Origin of the sequence: Dysgonomonas sp. 37-18 (genome assembly GCF_001899125.1) — a bacterium.
Lineage (GTDB): Bacteria > Bacteroidota > Bacteroidia > Bacteroidales > Dysgonomonadaceae > Dysgonomonas.
Genome location: NZ_MKVC01000047.1, coordinates 120305 through 142139, shown reverse-complemented (window position 1 = coordinate 142139; position 21835 = coordinate 120305). Strand labels below are relative to the sequence as shown.

Here is a 21835-nt window from a genome sequence, read left to right as displayed (position 1 = left end):
TAGATATGATACAAGCTCTTTTATTTAAAGAATGGATTAAAACCCGACGTGTAGTTACCTTAATTGGAATTATCTTCGTTGCTCTGATTATTTACACACTGATAAACACAGGACAACAATTTCGCCTTGGAGGCGCTGTACAAATTTGGTCTACAGTGATACTTAAGGATATGCCTATTCTCCCCGGATTTGTACAATGGATTCCTTTTTTGGCTGGTCTTTTATTAGGTGTTTCTCAATTTGCCCCTGAAATGCATGACAAGCGCCTTAAATTGACTTTGCATTTACCTATGCTAGAAACAAAAATTATGTCCATCTTACTCTTTTTTGGAATAGGCATCTTATTATTTATCTTTTTGTTAAGCTATCTAGTCTTATCGTTTTCTTTTTCTTTCTATTATCCTTCCGAAATTATAAAAGCAATGATATGGGGAAACCTACCATATTTGTTTGCTGGTATTTTTGGATACTTATTCGCTGCATGGATAAGCCTTGAACCCGTATGGCGTCAACGAATAGGATATACATTGGCCTCTATTGGCTTTCTTTCTTTCCTATTCATCCGCTCCGTTTCAGGAGCCTACATGCCATTTATGCCATATCTTGTAGTTTTAATGATTCTTTGCTTTTTCTTTCCCTTCTATTCTATGTATCGGTTTAAAGATGGGGCACAATAACGGAATATTAATTGATAGAAAGTTACAGAAATGAAGTTTAAAAATATTATTTATATAATTATACTGCTGTTCATAACCTTAATAGGAATGTGGGCAATTCCTGCTTTGGTAAATAAAGCAACATATAACTCAGACCAATATCCTTTTGCCTATTACAGTACAATCCTAAAAGATATTGGCTTAATAGACTACAAAAACAAAAAGTTTCCGATGGAAGATTTGAAGGGGAACAAATATAATACAGCGCATTTCGACTCCCTGATGCCAATGTTGAATTATCGTCAGTTGATGACTGATGGGAAATTGCCGGATAGTATTAATGGGCAAAAAATAACCCCGCAGTTACTCCGATCTAAATCTGTTGTTTATAAATACAAGCCTTCAGATATAAATACTCCTGTCAATGGGCTTTATATTTTATTAGAAACTATGCCTAAGCGTGTAGGATTAGAAATTCCGAACGATGTGTTTCGTCTTAAAAATAACATTGAGTTTATAGATGCGCAAACCAATACATTGGAAGTTGAAAAAAGTAGGCTTTTTCAACAGGCTCTCGACAAAGAAGGGTTTCAGTATCCCGCCCAATGGCTTATAGGAAATCCAAATTCACGTAAGCCTTACGATGAAGGATATTTTGTGTTGGATGCTAACAATCAATTATTCCATATGAAGATGGTTAACAACCGTCCTTATATAAAGAATACAAAAATCGGGGAGAAGATCGAGGCTTCATATTTCTCGATGCTGGAAGTTGCCGATAAAAGATTCTATGGATTTCTTTTCAGCAAACAAGGCGAACTATTTATTATCGAAAATGATGGAGCTAATTATAAGACGGTGAAATTAGATATCGATCCGATAGATATGCAAAAGGACGAAGTAATCTTGATGGGCAACATGTTTGATTGGACTGTTTCCGTCGTGACACCTTTTGCTAAAAAGATTTATGCATTAGATGCCGAAACCCTAAAAAGAATTGGAGAGCATACTATTGACCGTACGCCCGGTAGATGGGACGCTGTTTCTAAATGGACATTTCCTGTATATTTAACTCTCGAAAAATCAGAGACTAGCTATATACAACCCTATTTTCACTATATAGGGATTTATGGTTTTGCAGTTAATCTAATTATAGCATTCTTGACAGTTATTTTTATAACGGCTTCTTCTAAAAGGAAATTTTTTAATGGAATATATATCTTTTTAACCGGTATAGCTGGCTTAGTAGCTTTGTTAATCTTGCCTAATTCAAAAAATAAATAAAGTGTATATGAAAAAAATTATGTTATTAGCCTATATGGCTATTTGTTTAGTTTCTTGCACAAGCAAGAGTACAGATAATAAAGAAAATGATACAGATTCGACATCTGTAACTCAAGTATCGGGTCTTGCCATGTATCCATTAGATAGCTTATTGGCTGAGGCAGACCAATTAGTAAATAAAAAAGTAATAGTTAAAGGTAGTGTAACACACACATGTAAGCATTCGGGGAAACGTTGCTTTATTGTAGGTGACAACGAAAATGTATCTATGCGGGTAGAAGCTAAAGGAAATATAGGTGGTTTTAATCGCGAATTAGTAGGTTCTGAATTAGCAATCACCGGAGTCTTAAAAGAACGTCGTTTGACTAAAGAATATATAGATCAGTACGAAAAAGATGTCAACGAAAAGAAAGTGAAGGAAGACGGTTCTGCTGAAACTTGCCAGGCCGAACTTGCTAATATTAGCGAGATGCGTGATTGGATGAAGAAAAACAATAAAGATTATTACGCCATTTACTATTTAGATGGAGAAGAATTCAGTATCGTCGAGCAGTAGAACATTGCGCCGTTGGGCAAGGATTATTCATAGGGACTTAGGATTTCTGATGGTTGGTGTAAGTCTTGTTTATGCGATTTCAGGAATTCTATTGAATCATATGAACGGAAAAGACCCGGCTTTTCATACCGAAGAGATAACTCTGCAAGCTGAAAAAGGACTTAGTTCGCAAGAGTTGACATATTGGTGGAACGATAGGAAAGATGTTCCGCCTTTGCGGAAAATTCTATCGATAGATGATCAGCATCTTAGATTGATGCTAGACGGTGGAGTCGGCGTTTACAATTCGGAAAGTGGAATGCTGGATTACGAAAAGCATAGCAAACGACAATTCGTTTATTGGATAAATAAGCTTCATTACAATAAAGTAAAGGGCTGGAGTGTAATGGCAGATTTCTTTGCCGTATCTCTCATTTTCTTTGCCTTGTCAGGTCTTATTATGGTAAAAGGGAAAAATGGTATTAGTGGACGGGGCAAATGGTACCTACTATTGGGGCTTATAATACCAGTCCTTTATATAGTGCTTTCTTGATTTATAAGTGAAAAGAGTATGTTCGTTTTTTTGAGCATACTCTTTTTATATACAACCAATACCTATTGATAATACCTTAATATTCTTAATATCAAATAATAGACAAAAAAACGTTGGTATTATTTAATGATATAAAAGCAGAGTAAATAGAAAAAGACTATTTACTCTGCATCTTTAAATATGTAGTTTTATTCGGGCTAAGGTCAGAAAGTCCCGTCTTTTTTTCGCTCTATTTTACTGCGTATATTTGGATTTACAAGTATGTAGCATCCCTTTACATTTACTTTTATCAGATTGTAGGTTGTACCGCAAGTCGTGTCGGAGGTTATTCTGCGATAATAATATGTTCCTGATCTTATTTGTGTCGGAGGAATATAGGAAGCACTGATAGCTCCGGCTATATTAAACCAGGATATGCCATCTGTACTCGATTGCCATTGATAGGTATAGAATCCCTCTCCACCTGTCACTTCTGCCGTTAGAGTTACTTGTTCTCGTACACATACCTCTAAAGATTGGTCTGCAGTACTCGGTGTGGGTAGCAAAGCTGGTGTCACTGTAACATGTATGCTATCGAGTTTCGCTATACCACAAAACTCAGGTGTAACTGATACTTTATACCAACCTGTCATATTTGTATCTACATTGCTAATAGTCGGATTCTGCATATCAGAAGTAAAACCATTTGGTCCTGTCCATGTATAATTAGTGCTCCCCAGAGTTATGCATTTAAGCTGTATTGTTCCTCCTGTACAAATCGGATTTGAACTCGCATATACTATTTTTGCCGTCTCTAGGTTTGATATCATTATCTGCTGCTTAAATGCGTTTCCACATTGGTCGTTGATACGAATTGTATAAGTCTCATCTGCTAGCCCGTAAGTAAAATGAGCAATACCGCTGGTTGTTATATCTGCAACACCTGATATTTTCACTGTATTATCTGCATTCCACAACTGATAGGTATAAGGAGCAACTCCATTCATAGCTTTCACCGAAATATTTCCGGTTGTTCCTCCTACACATACATATGCCGAAGTAGCCTTAGGGTCGAGATCTAACGGTGGAGCTGTATAAACAATCGTTGTATCACCAATAACACAAGCGGTAGAATTATTATCGGTTAATATACCTAGCACATAAGTTCCCGGTGCAGAGAAAGTAAAGGATCCGCCGGGGGCAATTACTGTTTTATCATATCCCGTAGGACCACTAGTTAAGCGGTAATATGTAGTTGTAGGATTACGTTTATACGTTATAGTACCCGTTGGAGTTATTTTCATCCCCGAACAAGTTTGTTGACTAGTATATCCAAGATCTTTATAGTTATATATCCCCGGATTATTGAAGGTCGAGACAATAGGATTTCCGCAACCATGATTCACTGTGAGAGTGTAAGTTCCCGGAGGTAAGTTTGTTGCAGGCATAGTATAAGAGGCAGATGACGATGTCATTGTTGCCGATTGTGAAACATATCCAGTCGGTCCTGTTATTGTTAAAGTCGTTCCTATTGGCCAGCCTGCATTTGCGGATATATATAAGCGTCCTTTATCTACAGTACATTTATCATCGTACGAACTGCTTGTGCTCAATGCATAACTTGTCGGTAGAGTGGATGCTATATTACGTGTAGTAGTATAAGTAAATCCATCAGCATAAACTGCAGTGAATGTATATGTTTTACCATACTCTAAAGGGCAAGAATAATTAGTCGCAGTATTAGTTAGGGTTTGGGTACATACCACCACATTATTGGGGTCGGTAATAGTCACCTCAACAGGTATACACTTATGGGTTCCGGTTGGTAGATAATAAACTAGTTGATAACTGTCACAATCAAATCTATTGGTTGTAAATGAAATGTTCCGGTTTATAGCGGAAATTGAACTCGTGACTACTGTTCCATTTTGATCTGTACACGTAACAGTATACTGAGTATCATACTCTAATGTCATTATATCATTCGAGTTGACACTGTTCAACCAGTTCGGATTATTATAAACGATATCTCCCCCTGTTGTTTTTTTTACTACAATATGTAATGGATAACAAAATAATCCATCATAATCTGTCCATGGTCTTACGGTATATGTATAGTTATTGCAATTGCGATCACGCATAGAATAAGTGAAATACGTAGGTTTTTTTATATTCGTAGTGAAGCTTTTGTAAATGTCATTACAACCTTTCAATCGTATATAAATAGCAAGACTATTTGATGAATAAAAATTAGCTATATTATAAGGAGATATATTCAATAACATTCCGCCAGACGCAGTACTGTTCCAGTCTGACCATTGGGTTGGTATCTGTCCGGCGGGAGCTGCTCCTATTTCATACATTCTATCATTATAATATCTTTTATAATCAGGATTAGCCGATATTTCAGTAGAAGAGGCAGTCCATTTTACATATCCACATGAACCTTGAGTATTATCCAAATCGGGGAGAAAAGCAGTCTGAGTAAGGTTACTAAAAGTAGGAAATCCAGAAATAGTACCCAATGTAAAATCTCTTACTGATGTATAACATCCGTCATTTACCTGTACGGTGTAATTCCCTGCAGGGTAATTTGTGTTAGGAAATGTGTAAACATTTCCACTCTTTGTGGGCGTCACCGTCTGCGGAGTAGCAACCCCTGCGGGTGCCGAGGTAATAGTAAACTCAAAATTTCCACTGCCATTGGTAACATTCAGCGCAATAATACCTGTACCACATCCTAGATATGATTTACGTGAGACATCAGAATTAAGCGATACTTCCGGTACTTTGTAATTACCTCCTACAACCAGATTTGAGAGATTTTTAACCGTACTATACTCACTGTCTATTTTACAAAAAGCTCGAACAGTCAGTTGATATGTACCGGGAGGTATATTTCGCAACACATGATCACTTTGAGGATTTATAGAAAAACCGCCCTCAGAACTAAGTCCGTATTGCACATTAAAAATATTTGTGGTATCTCCACCCAATGTTACGGTTATTTCTCCATTCGACAAGCAGGTAGAATTCTTTATTTGGGTACTTACAGTGAAGTTGGGACTACAAGTCTGTGCTCCAATTTGTGACGAGCTAAGTAAACTTATACACAAACAAGAGAATATATAAATAATTCTTTTTGTCATAATATATTTTTATAAGATTCGTCTTTAACAAGAACAATAGTCAATGTACCCTCTAATGGGAAGTTATAATCACTATTTCCATAAATCTCTGGAAAAGTAAATGTTGCAGTATTTCCTTCTATAGTCAAAGTGTACAGAGGAGATAAGGAATATGGAGAAGAAAAATTATCTTCTGGTTTTGGATCTATTTCCTTCTCAGATTCTTTAGCTGGCAATAGTAACATTCCCTCATTGATTACATTATATTCCGCGAGGTTGTTCCACAGAGTACAAGCAGCTAGCTTTCCCGATTGTATATATACCGATAAGAATATGGGATGAATGGGAAATGGCAGCTTGTTTATCCCTTTTAGAGATGTGGTGTCATTAAAGGTATGCGTCAATACTTCAGCTTTAGTCTCATAGTTACGAACATTTATTGTGGCACTACGAAACCAATAATTTCCATTAGTCTCTTGTTTTACATCCTTTACTATATTGTTTTGCGCAAATGCAGAAATGGTGCATACGCAAAATATTAATGCATAAAATATTTTCATAATTTACTAATCTTTATTTTGTACAAACTATTGTTATTTAACCTTAAAAACAATGTTCATAAACGTTTTTTCGGAATAAGTAAATTGTGCGAAAAGTTTGTATTTCAAAATCCCTGTATTACTTAATGTGATATTCTGGAAAACCGTATTATCATAATAAGGAATGAAATACTCTAAGTCATTACTAGCTAACACAGGTAAAGTTGTTGCACCCGCACCCTTGATAGACGACGCTGAATTAGTCAGTTCGAATTGTTCTCTGTAAAGAGTATATAAATCAACAGTAAACTCTTGTGTAGCTGTGTTATAAGATGGGTCTGCGGTATCTGTCGGTAGCACAATAGATGGCATATAAAAGAATTTAGGTGTAACTGCTGAAACTTCCGCAAAAAGTTTTATCCATTTAGTCCCATCATTATAATAATATCCGGGGGTTACATCGTTTATCGTAGCGGTGTTATACACAGTCATTCCTGCTACATGCGCTAGTAAAGGAGAAAATGATGTTGTTGATGAAAGTGAAACGCGTGGTAGCAGTAACCCTTTTGTAGAACTGTGGTCGGAATGCTCCTGTAAATCTAGTAACGCATTTGAATTTGGTTCATATCCCGAACCGATGGTTACCTGTCCACGTAATAAGGAAGAAGCTCCTAACATTATAACTATGAATAATGTTTTCAGTTTGCTTCTGTTTAGTTTGAAGTTTGTTGGTTTCATTTAGTAAATGTTTTAGTTTTATAATGAAATAATTAATCACTCATTTTTTGCATATATAATTCTATCCCGTATAAAAACTTCAATACCCTATATTCTCTTCCGAATACTTTCCCAAGCGGCGGTTGAAAATAAATGGGATGACAACAAATATTAAAGACAAACAAATTAAAGACAAACAAGTGGTTACCCCGTTTTATAGGGTATTGAAACTTTTGTATGGATATATATAGTTCGTGTAAATGTCTGGAGTGGAAAAGAAACATTATGCTATAATTTATTTTTCTAAAGTTTGCTATCTCATTGATTTTTCTGATTAATCAACAAATGTAATGTATAGAGCAAAGGCAAAAATTTATCGTATAGGGTATATCTCCTGTTAAGAGATATACTTCAATGTGTAATATGCTGATAACGTGTATTATATATATTCGTGGATCTATCTAAATTAAATTTATGAACATATTGCAGATTATGCCTTTTTCTTTTTTATGTCTTTTAATTACTTAAATTCAATTTATTTTCTAATTTTGTAATTAATAAAATATCTCTTAACAGGAGATATTTTTTTTTGTTTATTCTTATCTTATTTATAATTAGACTGTTGATGTCTTCTGTGACAGATCTATTTAATGATACAAAATAAATTTGGCTTGTTGTTTGCGAACATGTCTCATCTCTTTTTCTCTTGTTATTTATGTCTTCAATATATAGTATCGCTTGTGCTATGTAGATAGTTTAATAAATCAAGCGTAAAAGTTTGCAATAAAATGTTGTAATAAATCTCTGGTGTATACTCACTATAGTCTTCTAAAAAAACAGCTATACATCTTGTGATATATAGCTATTTATAATTGCTGTATTGTGATCCCGAAGCGATTCGAACGCTTGACCCACAGCTTAGAAGGCTGTTGCTCTATCCAGCTGAGCTACGGGACCTCACCTTTTGCTTTTAAGCGAGTGCAAAGATAGTACTTTTTATAAAAAGAAAAAGATTTTATTTCAAAAGTTTTCAATTTTTAGTGCTTCAATAAATTAGATGTATGTAAATCAAATCTTTATAATAATCTATATGTAAAAGATTATCAAAAGAAAAGAGATAAAGTCAACCGTTTATTTTATTCATATTATATTTGTATTCTTATTAAAAGAAAAATAATTATGGAAATAAAAGGAAGATTTGATCATTTCAATATAAATGTAACAGATTTGGATAAAAGCATCAGTTTTTATAAAAAAGCATTGGGTTTGAACGAAATAAGGCGTAAAGAGGCTTCAGACGGATCTTTTACTCTTGTATATTTGGGATATGGTGTTAGCCCTTTTTCTTTAGAATTAACATGGCTGAGAGACCATCCTCAAGCTTATGAATTGGGAGAAAATGAAAGCCACTTATGTATAAGAGTAGATGGTGATTATGATAAAATCAGAGAATATCACAAAGAGATGGGGTGTGTTTGTTACGAAAATCATAGTATGGGACTTTATTTTATAAACGACCCCGATGATTATTGGATTGAAGTTTTACCTATCAATAGATGATATATTTCCAACAATTTATTAATACTAATTGATATTGATTTATTCGTTTTTGTTAAACAAATATACATTTATATTATCTTTGTAGCTATTACCATTCATATAAAAATATGGACATTGTCATATCGATACTAATTACACTTTTATTTGTTTTTCTTAATGGTTTTTTTGTTGCAGCCGAATTTGCAATTGTCAAAGTAAGATCTTCTCAACTGGAACTGAAAGCTCAGGCAGGTAGCCGTACAGCAATCCTGTCAAAGCGTATAGTTTCACACCTTGATGCATATCTTGCAGCTACTCAGTTTGGTATTACTATTGCCAGCTTGGCTTTAGGGTGGATTGGTGAGCCTGTCGTATCTAAAATAATAAAAGAATTAATAGGGCTATTCGGATTGGAACTTGCTCCGAATATTCTTTCTACTATTTCTCTTATCACGGCATTTGTTATTATTACTATACTCCACATTGTTTTAGGCGAATTAGCTCCTAAATCGTTGGCAATACAACGTTCAGAACAGACAACATTGGCTGTAGCATATCCTTTACATGCTTTTTATTGGCTGTGTCGTCCATTTATCTGGATGTTAAATGGTATTGCCAATTTTATACTTAAGCTAGTAGGGTTACATACTGTTTCGGAGCAAGAAGTGTATAGTAGTGACGAGCTGCGCTATCTTGTTGATCAGGCTAAGGAAAGCGGAAATGTAGATAGTGCCGAATTTGATATTATTCAAAATGCATTTGATTTTTCAGAACGGACAGCACGTCAGATAATGGTTCCTCGCACTCAAGTTGTGGCTATTGATGCTAACGATTATGATGAGAAAACGCTCGAATTTGTAATAGAAGAAGGTTATTCCCGTATTCCATGTTATGAAGATAATATAGATAATACGATTGGTGTTGTTCATCTAAAGGATATATTGAAAAAAATGCGGATAAATGGAACTGTAGATATACGTTCTATTATTCGTCCTGTTTCATTTACTCCTGAGACTAAAAGGATTGGTCAATTACTGAAAGAATTTCAAGTAAAGCATCAGCAAATAGCAATGGTGCTTAACGAGTATGGTGGGGTAGAAGGGGTTATTACGATGGAAGATATTCTCGAAGAATTGGTAGGTGAGATTCAAGATGAGTATGACAATGAAATTCCTTTTGTAGAACAAACCGGAGATAATACATATTCTGTAATTGCCACTGCTGCCATCTCTGATATTAATGACGAACTACCACATCCTATCGATAAGGATAAGCAATACGATACATTGGCCGGCTATTTAATAGATAAGTTTGGTCGTATTCCTAATACTCACGACAAGCTTGAAGCCGAGGACTATCAGTTTACTGTAGTAAAGAAAAATAAGGCTTCGATAGTTTTAGTGCAACTCAAAGATCTGGCTCAAGATGAAGAATCTGAAGATACAGAACAAGCCAGAACATCTCAGATTTGAATAAAAAAAAAGAATGGATTTTGAACTTCAATATACCGATGATCAGTCTAGTGCTCGCGCAGGGTTGATAACGACAGATCATGGACAAATAGAGACTCCTATATTCATGCCCGTGGGGACGCAAGGTGCTGTAAAGGCCGTCCATATGACTGAGCTCGAGAATGATATACAGGCACAAATAATTTTAGGAAATACATACCATCTGTATTTACGTCCGGGGTTAGATATTTTACAACAAGCAGGAGGTTTACATAAATTTAATAGTTGGAATAAGCCTATTTTGACCGATAGTGGGGGATTTCAGGTTTTTTCTTTGGCCCATAATAGAAAGCTTACCGAAGAAGGTGCCATTTTTCGCTCTCATATCGATGGCTCTAAACATGTATTTACTCCTGAATCTGTTATGGATATCGAACGTACTATCGGCGCTGATATAATGATGGCATTCGATGAATGTACACCTGGCGATGCAGATTATACTTATGCAAAAAAATCGCTAGACCTTACAGAACGATGGCTTGATAGATGCATAAAACGTTTTAATGAAACCGAATGTGAATACGGTTATAAACAAGCATTATTTCCTATTGTACAGGGATGTGTATATCCTGATTTACGCAGACGAGCTGCAGAGAATGTAGCATCTAAAGGTGCGGACGGGAATGCTATTGGAGGGTTAGCTGTTGGAGAGCCTACAGAGAAGATGTACGAAATGATAGAGGTTGTAAATGAGATTTTACCAAAGGATAAACCTCGTTATCTGATGGGGGTAGGTACACCGGCCAATATTCTCGAAGCGATAGAACGTGGAGTAGATATGTTTGACTGTATAATGCCCACACGTAATGGTCGTAATGGACAATTATTTACTCGCAATGGCATTATGAATATGCGAAATCAGAAATGGGCTAAAGATTTTTCTGCAATAGAAGAAAATGGAGCTTCATTTGTTGATACTTTGTACACAAAAGCATATCTTCGTCACTTATTTATAACGAATGAAATTCTAGCATTACAGATCGCTTCTATACATAATCTGGCTTTTTATTTATGGCTTGTCAAAGAAGCCCGTCAGCATATAATAGCAGGTGATTTTTTGAGCTGGAAAAGAATGATGATTGAGAATGTTTCAAGACGTTTGTGATTAACTGAATAGAATGAAAATACTATCAATACTTGATAAGTACATAATAAAGAAATTTTTGGGAACATACATATTCTCAATTATTCTTATTATTTCTATATCCGTAGTGTTTGATATAAACGAACGACTTGATAAGTTTTTAAGTAATAATGCTCCCTTAAAAGCGATCATATTCGACTACTACATGAATTTTGTACCGTATTACACCAATCTTTTCAGTGCATTATTTGTGTTTATTGCGGTAATATTTTTTACGTCCAAACTTGCTGATAATTCTGAAGTTATAGCAATGTTATCAAATGGGATGAGTTTCAAACGATTAATGAAGCCCTATATGATTTCAGCAGGTATTATCGCAGTAGGATCATTCATTCTAAGTAGTTTCATAATTCCACCAGCCAACGAAACGCGTATAAAATTTCAGAACAAATATATAAAGGATAAAAGTGTAGATTATGCAAGTCGTATACAAATGCAGGTAGATAAAGGAGTTATTCTTTATATCGAACGTTTTGATAATAAAACACGACTAGGGTATAATCTTTCTTTAGATAAATTTGAAGGCAAGGAACTAAAATCGAGACTGGTTGCAAGCAGAATAGAATATGATACAGCATATCACTGGGTTCTTAATAATTATTCTATACGCGAATTTCATGGTATGAAAGAAAAAATCACAACCGGAACTAGGATAGATACCACCCTGAATGTTATACCGAGTGATTTCCTAGTATCTGTAAATGATTTTGAGCAAATGTCAACGCCTAAGTTGTATTCGTATATACAGCGACAAAAGGCCAAAGGGTTGGCAAATGTCGGAGGGGTAAGTATTACTCAATTCGAAATAGAATTCCATAAGCGATTCGCTTCAGTATTTTCTGCATTTATACTCACCATAATAGGCGCATCCTTATCTGCTCGGAAAATGAAGGGCGGAATGGGGCTTAATATTGGAATCGGATTAGGGTTGAGTGTAACCTATATTATGTTTCAGACGGTAAGCTCTTCTTTTGCTATTTCAGGTACGATGCCCCCAATGCTGGCCGTATGGATACCGAATATTGTATTTATGTTTATAGCTGCATACTTATATTCTAAAGCACCAAATTAATATCTACATTCTTTCTTCTTTGTAGACTATACAAATACTGATTCTTATCCAAGTTTCTTTTGTTTAGCGCTCTCTCTTTCACGACAAGTGATTGGAGCTTATGGTATATTACAAAATATTAGATGAATTACCTTGTAAGTAGACGTCAAATATTGCTCAGCACTAAATCTCTAATTATTAATAATAAAAATAGAACCTACGAATCTCACGACTCATAGGTTCTCAAAAACTTTTACAAAACTACACTACTATCTTGGTTGATAGTATATTTTAAGAATGTCTCTTTCTTTATTTTCCGTTTTAATCAGAACTATAACTCCAGCTTTTATTTCATAAATATCCGGCTAGTCTTTTTTACTGTCTGTTTATTATCTGCTACTTTAACTATATAAATGCTGTTTTGAATAAAGTAACCGTCAGTGAAGCTTTCGGAGCTATATTTCTTAACGTTTTTACTAAATATTTTTTTACCGTTCAGATCATATACAATAGCCAGACAGTCGACTTCAGACATATTGGTCACTACGATAACATTGTTATTTACCGTAATATTGATTAATGCTGAACCTTCATCATCGTCAGTTAGTACAGAGTTGCTAGAAACAATATCGAAGCGATTTTTATCTAAACTACTTTTTCCATTAATCGCATATTCTCCATTATTAACAATAGGGTAGATGTGTCCTGTTGTTAAATCTCGAAGGTATAGTTTACGATTTTCTATATCTGGAGTAACAGATAAGTTTAATGTATAATTTTCATTTATTGAAGTTTTTACATCAAAAGCTGTACCTGTTATTTGTGGTACTGTTGCTATTTGGAACTTCTCTTTATTTGTACCTGATACGTAAATCTGAGTCAAACCATTTTCTAGTAACTTGTATCCATCCCAACCATTATCAAATCCGTTTGTAGTTGCCGGATTTTCGAATAACCATACGCGGTCGGCCGATGAATCACCTATTACATCCATAATAATATGAGGATAAGCTTCGCTATTGCTACTTTTTAATAAACGCCATGCTGATTGATTAATCAATTCGTTCTTTCCTAATTTAGCGTATTTCAAAGTTATCGAACCGGATGTTTTAGCGTTCAACATGAATGTATGCATCGATAAGATCCTATCAGGTAAAGTTGCCTGACCTGCCAAGCTGAATGGTACAGCTTGATATTGTCCTCCGCTAATACCGGTAGCAGTAGATCCATTTAGCTTACGCCATTGATCACGAGTTCCGGTATTGAATAAGTATACAGTTTCTTCTTCCAATAGTCCGGTGCCAAAAGTAATAGCATCTGTTGAGATTGGGATTGCTGCTGTATATGAGTTACCGATCAAATTCATGCCTGAATAATTCACATTCGATGTTTTTGTTAATGGCACAATCGCATCACCTACATTTAGTGTACCTGTGAAATTATATATTTTGTCAGGTAAAGAAGTAGCACTATTGGTCATTTCATAACCCTTGAATGCTTTTAATTGAGTATCCGGGCTATATGGTGCAGGACGCCATTTATCTCCGCTGTAAGGCTCTACCCATTGGTTTACAGTTTCTACCCCGGTAGAAGGAAATGCAGAGCTATTTATCGGTATTCCGAAATATTGCCATTGTCTCTTATAGTAACCACAAGTTGTACATTCGTATGCTTGGTTATAGAATTCGACAGTCGCATTTACAGCTAAGTTCGTTGCCGGATTGGTAAAAATAAGTGTTCCTGTAGCTTCATCTGGAGATGTTTTTACGATGATAGTTCCTTTATCAGAGTTACTGTCGTTGACGGTTCCGTTTATAGTTAATTGATTTTGGGTTGTTACTACGAGGTTCATATCCGAGTTATTGGTAAGATCTCCAATAATTCGGTCTTTATCTAAATACAGATCATTAACAGCTGCTCCCGCACCATTTCCATTACCTGAAGGTCCGTTATTAGAAGCGGTTGCAAACTCAATATCATCTCCAGAAGCGGGAATTAATTCTGCTGTCCAGTTAGGCTCTTTAGTCCAATCGTTATCAATAGTACCATGCCAGAAATTCTTATAATTAGGATTAGGACATCTTATTATGATTGTTCCGTCAGGAACATTACATACTTTCTCTAAACGAATATCATCTATATAATAATCATTTCCTTGATTTCCGGTCAAGTCATTTCTGAATGATAATACTATATTATCTACTTTACAACTTTCTTCATCATCAGGTATAGGTACAGAGAAGTATAGTTCCAGATATGTCCAATGATTCTTTACTGAAGTATCCCAGTCTTCTAATTTTTTTGATTTTACTGTAGCTAATACTTCTCCTGTTTTAGGATGTCTTACGTCAATTGCTATCTGCGAAGGTCCATTAACAAGATACAACCAAAGTGAAGCTCTATATGAAGCACCGACTTGTAGAAGTTGCTCCCTTTTATAAAATGAATTTAAGATTTGTCCAGCATTAACAACCATTACAGCCCCATTTTCTGTATTAGAACGGTCTTGTACGGTATTGTTTTCGTTGTATGCCGGAGTCCAGAAATAATATTGATATTCACGATGCCCTAATTTTATATATCCGGGAGCAACAACTGCATAGTGATTATTATCAATAGCATATAGATTATAATCATCAGTCTCTGGATATGGCGTTCCTAAGGTAAAACTTCCGGAAGGCATATATGGTGAGGTTGTTCTACCAAAGTTGATAGATTTATCACTTGTGCCAAAATCTTCAAAAAATATAGTCTGTTCCTCACATGGAGATAGTGGTTCTGGATTTACGTGAATGTATACAGTCGCTTTGTCACAAGCTACAGGAGTGCCATTATCGCATACTTCATATACGAAACTGTCTGTTCCTGTAAATCCATTATTTGGAGTATAAGTAAACGTACCATCAATATTTAGAACTAAAGATCCATGAACCGGAGCATTAACCGGAGTAGTGTTTACTATCTGGTTATCGCCTTCGGGATCAAAATCATTCAGTAATACGTTTCCATTTACTGTTTTATTTACTTCACTATAATAAGCATCATCATTTGCATAGGTATGATTTGTCTTATCACTTTTTGGTAATACAGTAATTGTTACTGTTGCTCTGTCGCATGTTGCAGGGTCACCATCATCACATACTTCATATACAAAAGTATCTACACCTTTAAAGCCAGCATCTGGAGTATAGACGTATGTTCCGTCTGATGATATTGTAACTGTACCATGTGAAGGAGGAGTTGTCGGGGTTGTATTTATAATTAGGTTATCTCCGTCAGGGTCAAAGTCATTCGTTAAAAGATTTCCCGATAGAGGTATGTCTTGTTCGGTAACACCTGTGTCATCATTTGCTACAACATTGTTATTGATCGATGGGTCTCGTTCCGGAATAACATTGATTGTAATTGTTGCTGTTGCACATGCTTTAAGAGGTGCAGGAACATCATCACATACAGTATAAGTAAAAGAGTCGGTTCCGATAAAATCATTAGCAGGGGTATATGTATAAGTCCCATCTGCATTTATTGCAATTGTTCCACCGTTTACTGTTGTGAAAGAACCTGTAGAAGTAACGGTCTGGATATGTCCTTCCAGATCGAAATCATTGGTCAATACATTTCCGCTGATTGATTTATTCTCTTGGGTTACGTTAATATCATTAACAGCATTCGTTGTATTCGTTGGGTTTACCGTAACTGTTGAAATGTTGTTGCTTAGATCTGGATCTGATTCTTTTGTCTGCGGATATCCTTCTGCTGTATTATTATATATACCCGATTTGAGTACCTTCGCTTTAATAGTTAATACTCTTTCGTTTTTACTTAAATTAAGCGCATCATAAGGTATGTCATATACAGTCCATTTTCCGGTAATTGGATCATAGGTCGTTTGTTGTTGATTCCAAACTTCGGGATCATTACTTCCGATAGGTGAAGGCGTAACTGTTGAACCCATAGAGGCTGTATGACTTACATATTCATACCCGGAAGGTAATAAATCGTCTACCGTTATATTCTGAGAATACATCATACCTTTGTTGGCTACTTTGATCGTGAAAGTAACCTCACTTCCTATGGCTGGCGTAGAGTTGCTCACTGTTTTGACAACTTCTATATCAGACTTATCCCAGTTGAATGTAAAATTCAACTCCATCGTTTCCATCCATGACCCTGCATAAACATTAAATGTATTTTCATTCCCAATACCATTATTTCCACTAGCCCACCAGATATTCGCAGGGCTATCAGCCCCCGTAGTATTTATAGCCGGAGATTGTACATTATTATTAGCAAAAGTGCCGGATTGATTAGCTGGTACTGTAAACCAATTGGTATTTCTGTTACCGGGACCTCCTGTGTAAACTTTACTATGATCCCAATACAGTTTAACCGTGGCTTTATTCATATCTACCGGCCTGATGTTTTTCATTGTTATCCCAAGACTTTGTTCCATATCGTAGACAGGGAAATGGACCGGAAAGAAATTTGCTGATGTGAATAGCTTAATAACAGTCCCTGCCGGAACAATGTTGCCATTATCATCTTTCCCATCCCAATACACATCATAGGTTCCTGCATCATTGAAGTATCTGAAAAGGCGAACATCACCAGTAGAGTAACTTCCTGAGCCATCAATGTCTACTAGGATATCCAAAATTCCGGGAGTATCCACATATACGATAAAATATGCTTCTCCACCTGTAGCATCCGCTTTTCTTCCAAATCTTACGTCTGTAGTTGCAACCGGACCTCGTGAAGTTTTCCAAATAGATTCATCCGGTTCTGCAACAAATAAAGGATATTGATAGCGATTGGATGTTCCTTTAATAGACTTGCGGTTTTCTTCAATATTGGGTTCTCCATTCGCTAATTTCTCGTTTAGTGGTCCGGAGTCATTAGCAAAAAATACTACATAACCCGCATTCGATTTTCCAAAATTGACATACTTAATATAATAATCGTCTGTTTGTGCAGAATATGTATTATCTACGGGTACATAGAATCCAAAGTCATCGTGAAACGAAGAAGTATTTGTTTGACCGGCTGTAGTAGGAAGGCCACTATAAATACTCCAATACCTACAATATACACGGCCTGGACGCTTGGTCGTTCCAGAGGCAACCGTAACATCCCAATCGGTAATTTCCCAACCAGTGTTACCCGGACTAGCCATTTCTACCCAAAAAGCTCTATCCTGACCGGTATTGTTTGTAAACTGACCACCTGCGTTCGTATTGGTAGCACTTGCGGTTCCCGTGGTAGGATAACCTCCCGACGTTAAAGCAGAGGGTCCGGCAAAAGCTTGAGCCTGTGTCAGACTTGTATTGGTACTCGTTCTTCCTTGTAAATTACTATTAGCTGTTGTAACTGCCGTTTGTCCTGAACCTGAAAGTCCTGAAGGGAAAAATGTATTATATCCTGTCGATGAGTTATCATAATACCAAGTAAAATTGCTGGTGGTCGAACTCTTAAAGCTAAAGTAAACAGTTTCACCCGCTTTTACATAAACATAGAAGCGGTGATTCGTATCATAATTCGTAGTTGCACTAGGCCTCATCATGCTTCCGCGAGTATCGTAGCCTGTATTTCCTGCAGTATTTCCGGGAACATACAACGAACTCTGACGACTTACTGTTACAGAGCCTTTCCAGTTACCGGAACCTTCAGCATGAATATATGATACAGATATTGTAAAAAACAATAATAGAAATAATAGATAAAGGTTTGATCTTTTATGATGAGTAAAAAAGTATCTTTCAACTTTCAATCTTTGATTCGGATAAACCCGATTATGGTATTTTTTATTCATAATTCAAATAATTAACAGATTTATTGGATCGTATCCCTGATGTTTTATATTCAGCTTTTAACCAATCTATCATTAATTTACTTTTGTGGCTATATTGCAAACCTTCGTATTAATTTTTAAATTTCCACATCATATACATACCAGTGATTACGCTCAATCTTCGATGGCAGTAACAATTTATATGTTTCATCACCAAATTCAGGAGGAGGTAATGGACCCGTAGCCTGATATGGTAATTTTATCTCTATGGCACTACTTGCATTATCTCTTTCATTTATATAAGTGATTAATGTCAAGTTTGTAACATTTCCTTGATCTAAAGTATAGGATGAAACTGAGCCCGTTGCACTCCAAGCTGTCCAGTCGTTAGAACTTACAAGATTATCTGTTTTTGTAGATGGTTTAAATACATACGTATTTTTATCGAAATCAATGTATTTGTAACTATATTGAGCTTTGCTGTCTACTACAGGAGTACTATAATGTTGCGCAGAAAGTTTTACATTCAGTTGAACTTTTGCTAGAGCCCTAACTAATGATACATTATTGAGTTGATAGTTCGTATTGAAATCATGAGTCTTATTTCCGGACATTAACAATGGCGTTGTAATGTTCGCAGACCATGGGTTATTTACTGTTTGCCAAATAGCTTGTAGGTCTTCTATTGCTGATACTCCATCAAGGCTTGTTTTAATTGTAGAGCAATTTGCTACTATATATACATTTCTATTACCAGCCTCAGCCTGAGTGAGATTCAATGATATCTTCTTTGTACTACTATTCCAAGACCCTCCGGTAAATGTTACTCCTGAAATATAATATTTAATTAACGTCTGAGAACCTGTAGTCGGGAAAAGGAATACATATAAATCATTTACTGTCTGTTCTTCTTCCGTTCCATCACTTTCGGCTTTCGTTATATTTTTAATGTAATTATTTACAGTTAATGATAATTCTATATTGTTGTTATCGAATTCTGGTTCCGGGGTCTCTTCATTTGAACAAGCAACAAAGAAAAGGCTCAGAAAGAATGTTACATATATTATTTTTTTCATAGTCTTTATCTTTTATTTGCTAAAAGTTTTTACCAATGCATCGTTGTAATACACCTGAAGGTATGATCCATCTCCCACCCTAGGAATAGTGCTTAGGGTATATCCTACAGATGCAGTAGGATCAAAATTATTAAACGATTTTTCGGTCGTATTATCAGAAAACTTGAATGGTGCGACTGTCTTCAGCACAATGTCATGCGGAGCACAAGCTTCTATCGTATTGCTTATTGTTATTTTTCCGTCCTCATCAATTCCTACATTGTAGCCATATCCCATGTAAGTTGCGCTCTGCTTGATCTTCCATGGATCGATACTATAAATGATCTCGATTGTTTGTAATTTTTTTATACTAAAAAAATAATGATGGTTACGGTAAATATTATAATCTGGTTTTTCTGTTTGATTTCCTGTGGCAAAAGACAAATAATCGCTCTCAGCTATGGTACCGTCATATGTTATGATCGGAATTTCGTATAGCGTTCCGTTCAATGTTTCAATAACAAAGTAATTGACAGGCTTATGAGAGCTTGCCGACCAGCTAGGAGCTGACATCAGAGCCTCCGGCATGTAATATATAAACGAATTATCTACCTTTTTTAACGGTTTATCTTCGTAATAAATCGGTACGATTGGTGTTAACGGAGACTGTAGACTAAATTGTCGGTAAGCATTTTTATAATATATGCTTTTTACGCCCAAATTAGTTGTAGAACCGTCTATTTTTACCTCTAGTCTTGCTAGTACTCGAATAAGTTTTACTCTGTCTTCGCCATTAGGACGAAAGGGTAGGGGTGAGTAAATATTTCCGCCTTGAGTAATGGTCTGATTCTTGTATATTCGAGACATTGGGAACCCTTTTGTTTCAGTAGCATTTAGATATAAGTCTGTGTCTAAATCTCTAAAGGTATTCATATATGATTCCATAGCAGACCGCGTGGTTATGCTTTTTAAGGCTGCTATGGGCATATTAGCTACAAAATAAAAATCACGTTGACCAGGCCCCGGATTCAGTTGTACAATAAAAGACTTGTCTTTTTCTGAAATAGGAATATTTTCATCAAAGTATTCACCCACCTTTATACCGCTAGATGAATCGAAGACCAGCATAGCCAAGTCATGAACCCGGTCTTCATACTCTACATCATCTGCATTCAAAGTCTCTAATCCTTCAGCCTGGGCTTTAGTTACCGAGAGATAAACTACCGGCTCGGATTGCGGGTTCTTTTGATCATCATAAATTAGAGAATCACAACCTGCAAATGATAATGAAAGTCCTAAAAGTGATATATATATTAAGTATAATCTTGTCATAATCATATAGATTATTAAAGCAAAGAATGCTTTATAATTATAAATCTGTGCTATAGCTATGTACAAGCCAGTTGTTTACATAGATTGCGCAACTGAAATTTGTCCCGCACTCTGCACAGTAATCTTTAAGTACAAATTTTATTGTAAAATCGTTTTCACAATTCAAATTAATTCCTCCATTAATAGTATTCATCAAAATACTACCTATAAGGTCTCCGTTAAATACTTGCTGGCCTGTTTTGGGATAATTGATAGTCAAATTATTATGATATCCGGTAACAAGCTCTAACATAGAGAAATTCCATGTTACACTATTATCTGTGTAAACAGTATTTTGTTGAGGGTAATATATTACAGGGGAATTATATGGCATAGAACCGTCTATATTTATAGTTCCATTAGCCGATGATACAGCCACAGCTAAATCTTGAGGCTTTAACTCTGTGATTGTTGCATCAAATTCAACAATCACTTTAACACGATTGGTTAACTCGCGCAAATTGATTTTAGTATGCTTATATAGTGATCCACTTTTTTCAGGATCGGGCAAAAATACCGTTGGGCTTTCACCTTGCCAAATGCGTTCAGTATTGCCTAAACTAGCCGCTCTACCTTCTGATGACTTAATAGCTAACATTACATCTTTCTTTGTTGTAATGCCTGAAGAGAAAGTGCTTCTTGTAAAGTTTTCGTTTACTCCTGTCCATGCAATAAATGAGAAGTTTCCATTCGAAACAGGAACAAGCACTTCAAAATCGCGGTTAAGAGTTACATTCTGCTTGCTCACTGAAGTTACAAGTTTACCCTCTTCATCAAACGCAAACACTGTGAGTGATGATGCTTCACCTATGAATGTTGAATCTACAGCACAAGGTGTCATTGAAAAAAACTTCACATATACACCTTGGGGACAGTCTTCTAAGTCGTCATAAATAAGAGAATCACACCCCCAAAAAATTGCGCTTAATGTTAACGCGGTCATCAATATCTTAATTCGCAAATTCTTCATTTGTTGCATTTTGTA

15 protein-coding genes and 1 tRNA gene are annotated in these 21835 nt (G+C 35.7%); 8 read left to right on the top strand and 8 right to left on the bottom strand.

What is annotated here, in order from left to right; genetic code table 11:
• Window positions 1–5: 5 nt before the first annotated feature.
• The 4 genes from BGO84_RS17740 (at window position 6) to BGO84_RS17725 (ending at window position 3028) form a co-directional block, all read left to right on the top strand.
• On the top strand, window positions 6–677 hold the full coding sequence (locus tag BGO84_RS17740; protein ID WP_291031149.1) for a hypothetical protein: 672 nt from the start codon (window positions 6–8) through the stop codon (window positions 675–677).
• 87 nt (window positions 678–764) lie between these two features.
• Entirely contained in the window at window positions 765–1940 is a 1176-nt protein-coding gene (locus BGO84_RS17735; protein ID WP_291031147.1) for a DUF4857 domain-containing protein, read from the top strand.
• Between the two features lie 7 nt (window positions 1941–1947).
• Complete coding sequence (locus tag BGO84_RS17730; protein ID WP_291031145.1) at window positions 1948–2496, top strand: hypothetical protein; 549 nt, start codon at window positions 1948–1950, stop codon at window positions 2494–2496.
• On the top strand, window positions 2465–3028 hold the full coding sequence (locus BGO84_RS17725; RefSeq protein ID WP_291031144.1) for a PepSY-associated TM helix domain-containing protein: 564 nt from the start codon (window positions 2465–2467) through the stop codon (window positions 3026–3028). Before BGO84_RS17730 ends, BGO84_RS17725 begins: the two co-directional genes overlap by 32 nt.
• Before the next feature lie 203 nt (window positions 3029–3231).
• On the opposite strand, the gene BGO84_RS17720 is transcribed toward BGO84_RS17725, so the two are convergent.
• The 4 genes from BGO84_RS17720 to BGO84_RS17705 form a co-directional block, all read right to left on the bottom strand.
• Window positions 3232–6156 carry a hypothetical protein gene (locus tag BGO84_RS17720; protein WP_291031142.1) on the bottom strand — a complete coding sequence of 975 codons (2925 nt, stop codon included), beginning with the start codon at window positions 6154–6156 and terminating at the stop codon, window positions 3232–3234.
• Window positions 6153–6695: a hypothetical protein gene (locus BGO84_RS17715; RefSeq protein WP_135106021.1), complete on the bottom strand. Its 543-nt coding sequence runs from the start codon at window positions 6693–6695 to the stop codon at window positions 6153–6155. Before BGO84_RS17715 ends, BGO84_RS17720 begins: the two co-directional genes overlap by 4 nt.
• A gap of 33 nt (window positions 6696–6728) precedes the next feature.
• On the bottom strand, window positions 6729–7412 hold the full coding sequence (locus BGO84_RS17710; protein WP_291031140.1) for a hypothetical protein: 684 nt from the start codon (window positions 7410–7412) through the stop codon (window positions 6729–6731).
• Window positions 7413–8274: 862 nt separating this feature from the next.
• Window positions 8275–8348: transfer RNA gene (locus tag BGO84_RS17705), tRNA-Arg, on the bottom strand.
• A gap of 222 nt (window positions 8349–8570) precedes the next feature.
• On the opposite strand from BGO84_RS17705, the gene BGO84_RS17700 reads away from it, so the two are divergent.
• The 4 genes from BGO84_RS17700 (at window position 8571) to BGO84_RS17685 (ending at window position 12657) form a co-directional block, all read left to right on the top strand.
• Entirely contained in the window at window positions 8571–8951 is a 381-nt protein-coding gene (locus tag BGO84_RS17700) for a VOC family protein (protein WP_291031137.1), read from the top strand.
• A gap of 107 nt (window positions 8952–9058) precedes the next feature.
• A complete protein-coding gene (locus tag BGO84_RS17695) occupies window positions 9059–10402 on the top strand; it encodes a hemolysin family protein (RefSeq protein WP_252637464.1) in 1344 nt (447 codons plus the stop codon).
• A 13-nt stretch (window positions 10403–10415) separates the two neighbouring features.
• Window positions 10416–11546 carry a tRNA guanosine(34) transglycosylase Tgt gene (tgt, locus tag BGO84_RS17690; protein WP_291031135.1) on the top strand — a complete coding sequence of 377 codons (1131 nt, stop codon included), beginning with the start codon at window positions 10416–10418 and terminating at the stop codon, window positions 11544–11546.
• A gap of 13 nt (window positions 11547–11559) precedes the next feature.
• Window positions 11560–12657 carry an LptF/LptG family permease gene (locus tag BGO84_RS17685; protein ID WP_291031132.1) on the top strand — a complete coding sequence of 366 codons (1098 nt, stop codon included), beginning with the start codon at window positions 11560–11562 and terminating at the stop codon, window positions 12655–12657.
• A gap of 325 nt (window positions 12658–12982) precedes the next feature.
• On the opposite strand, the gene BGO84_RS17680 is transcribed toward BGO84_RS17685, so the two are convergent.
• The 4 genes from BGO84_RS17680 to BGO84_RS17665 all read right to left on the bottom strand — a co-directional run bounded on the left by BGO84_RS17680 (window position 12983) and on the right by BGO84_RS17665 (window position 21820).
• Window positions 12983–18445 carry an Ig-like domain-containing protein gene (locus BGO84_RS17680; RefSeq protein ID WP_291031130.1) on the bottom strand — a complete coding sequence of 1821 codons (5463 nt, stop codon included), beginning with the start codon at window positions 18443–18445 and terminating at the stop codon, window positions 12983–12985.
• A gap of 116 nt (window positions 18446–18561) precedes the next feature.
• Window positions 18562–19500, bottom strand: a complete 939-nt coding sequence (locus BGO84_RS17675) for a fimbrial protein (RefSeq protein WP_291031128.1) — start codon at window positions 19498–19500, stop codon at window positions 18562–18564.
• A gap of 12 nt (window positions 19501–19512) precedes the next feature.
• On the bottom strand, window positions 19513–20811 hold the full coding sequence (locus BGO84_RS17670) for a fimbrial protein (protein WP_291031125.1): 1299 nt from the start codon (window positions 20809–20811) through the stop codon (window positions 19513–19515).
• A gap of 37 nt (window positions 20812–20848) precedes the next feature.
• Complete coding sequence (locus tag BGO84_RS17665) at window positions 20849–21820, bottom strand: FimB/Mfa2 family fimbrial subunit (protein ID WP_291031122.1); 972 nt, start codon at window positions 21818–21820, stop codon at window positions 20849–20851.
• Window positions 21821–21835: the final 15 nt, after the last annotated feature.

Coding starts and splice junctions, on each gene's coding strand:
- BGO84_RS17710 (WP_291031140.1), bottom strand. CDS start 7,412: ATGAAACCAACAAACTTCAAACTAAACAGAAGCAAACTGAAAACATTA.
- BGO84_RS17725 (WP_291031144.1), top strand. CDS start 2,465: ATGGAGAAGAATTCAGTATCGTCGAGCAGTAGAACATTGCGCCGTTGG.
- BGO84_RS17740 (WP_291031149.1), top strand. CDS start 6: ATGATACAAGCTCTTTTATTTAAAGAATGGATTAAAACCCGACGTGTA.
- BGO84_RS17720 (WP_291031142.1), bottom strand. CDS start 6,156: ATGACAAAAAGAATTATTTATATATTCTCTTGTTTGTGTATAAGTTTA.
- BGO84_RS17675 (WP_291031128.1), bottom strand. CDS start 19,500: ATGAAAAAAATAATATATGTAACATTCTTTCTGAGCCTTTTCTTTGTT.
- BGO84_RS17715 (WP_135106021.1), bottom strand. CDS start 6,695: ATGAAAATATTTTATGCATTAATATTTTGCGTATGCACCATTTCTGCA.
- BGO84_RS17735 (WP_291031147.1), top strand. CDS start 765: ATGTGGGCAATTCCTGCTTTGGTAAATAAAGCAACATATAACTCAGAC.
- BGO84_RS17695 (WP_252637464.1), top strand. CDS start 9,059: ATGGACATTGTCATATCGATACTAATTACACTTTTATTTGTTTTTCTT.
- BGO84_RS17670 (WP_291031125.1), bottom strand. CDS start 20,811: ATGACAAGATTATACTTAATATATATATCACTTTTAGGACTTTCATTA.
- BGO84_RS17665 (WP_291031122.1), bottom strand. CDS start 21,820: ATGAAGAATTTGCGAATTAAGATATTGATGACCGCGTTAACATTAAGC.
- tgt (WP_291031135.1), top strand. CDS start 10,416: ATGGATTTTGAACTTCAATATACCGATGATCAGTCTAGTGCTCGCGCA.
- BGO84_RS17730 (WP_291031145.1), top strand. CDS start 1,948: ATGAAAAAAATTATGTTATTAGCCTATATGGCTATTTGTTTAGTTTCT.
- BGO84_RS17680 (WP_291031130.1), bottom strand. CDS start 18,445: ATGAATAAAAAATACCATAATCGGGTTTATCCGAATCAAAGATTGAAA.
- BGO84_RS17685 (WP_291031132.1), top strand. CDS start 11,560: ATGAAAATACTATCAATACTTGATAAGTACATAATAAAGAAATTTTTG.
- BGO84_RS17700 (WP_291031137.1), top strand. CDS start 8,571: ATGGAAATAAAAGGAAGATTTGATCATTTCAATATAAATGTAACAGAT.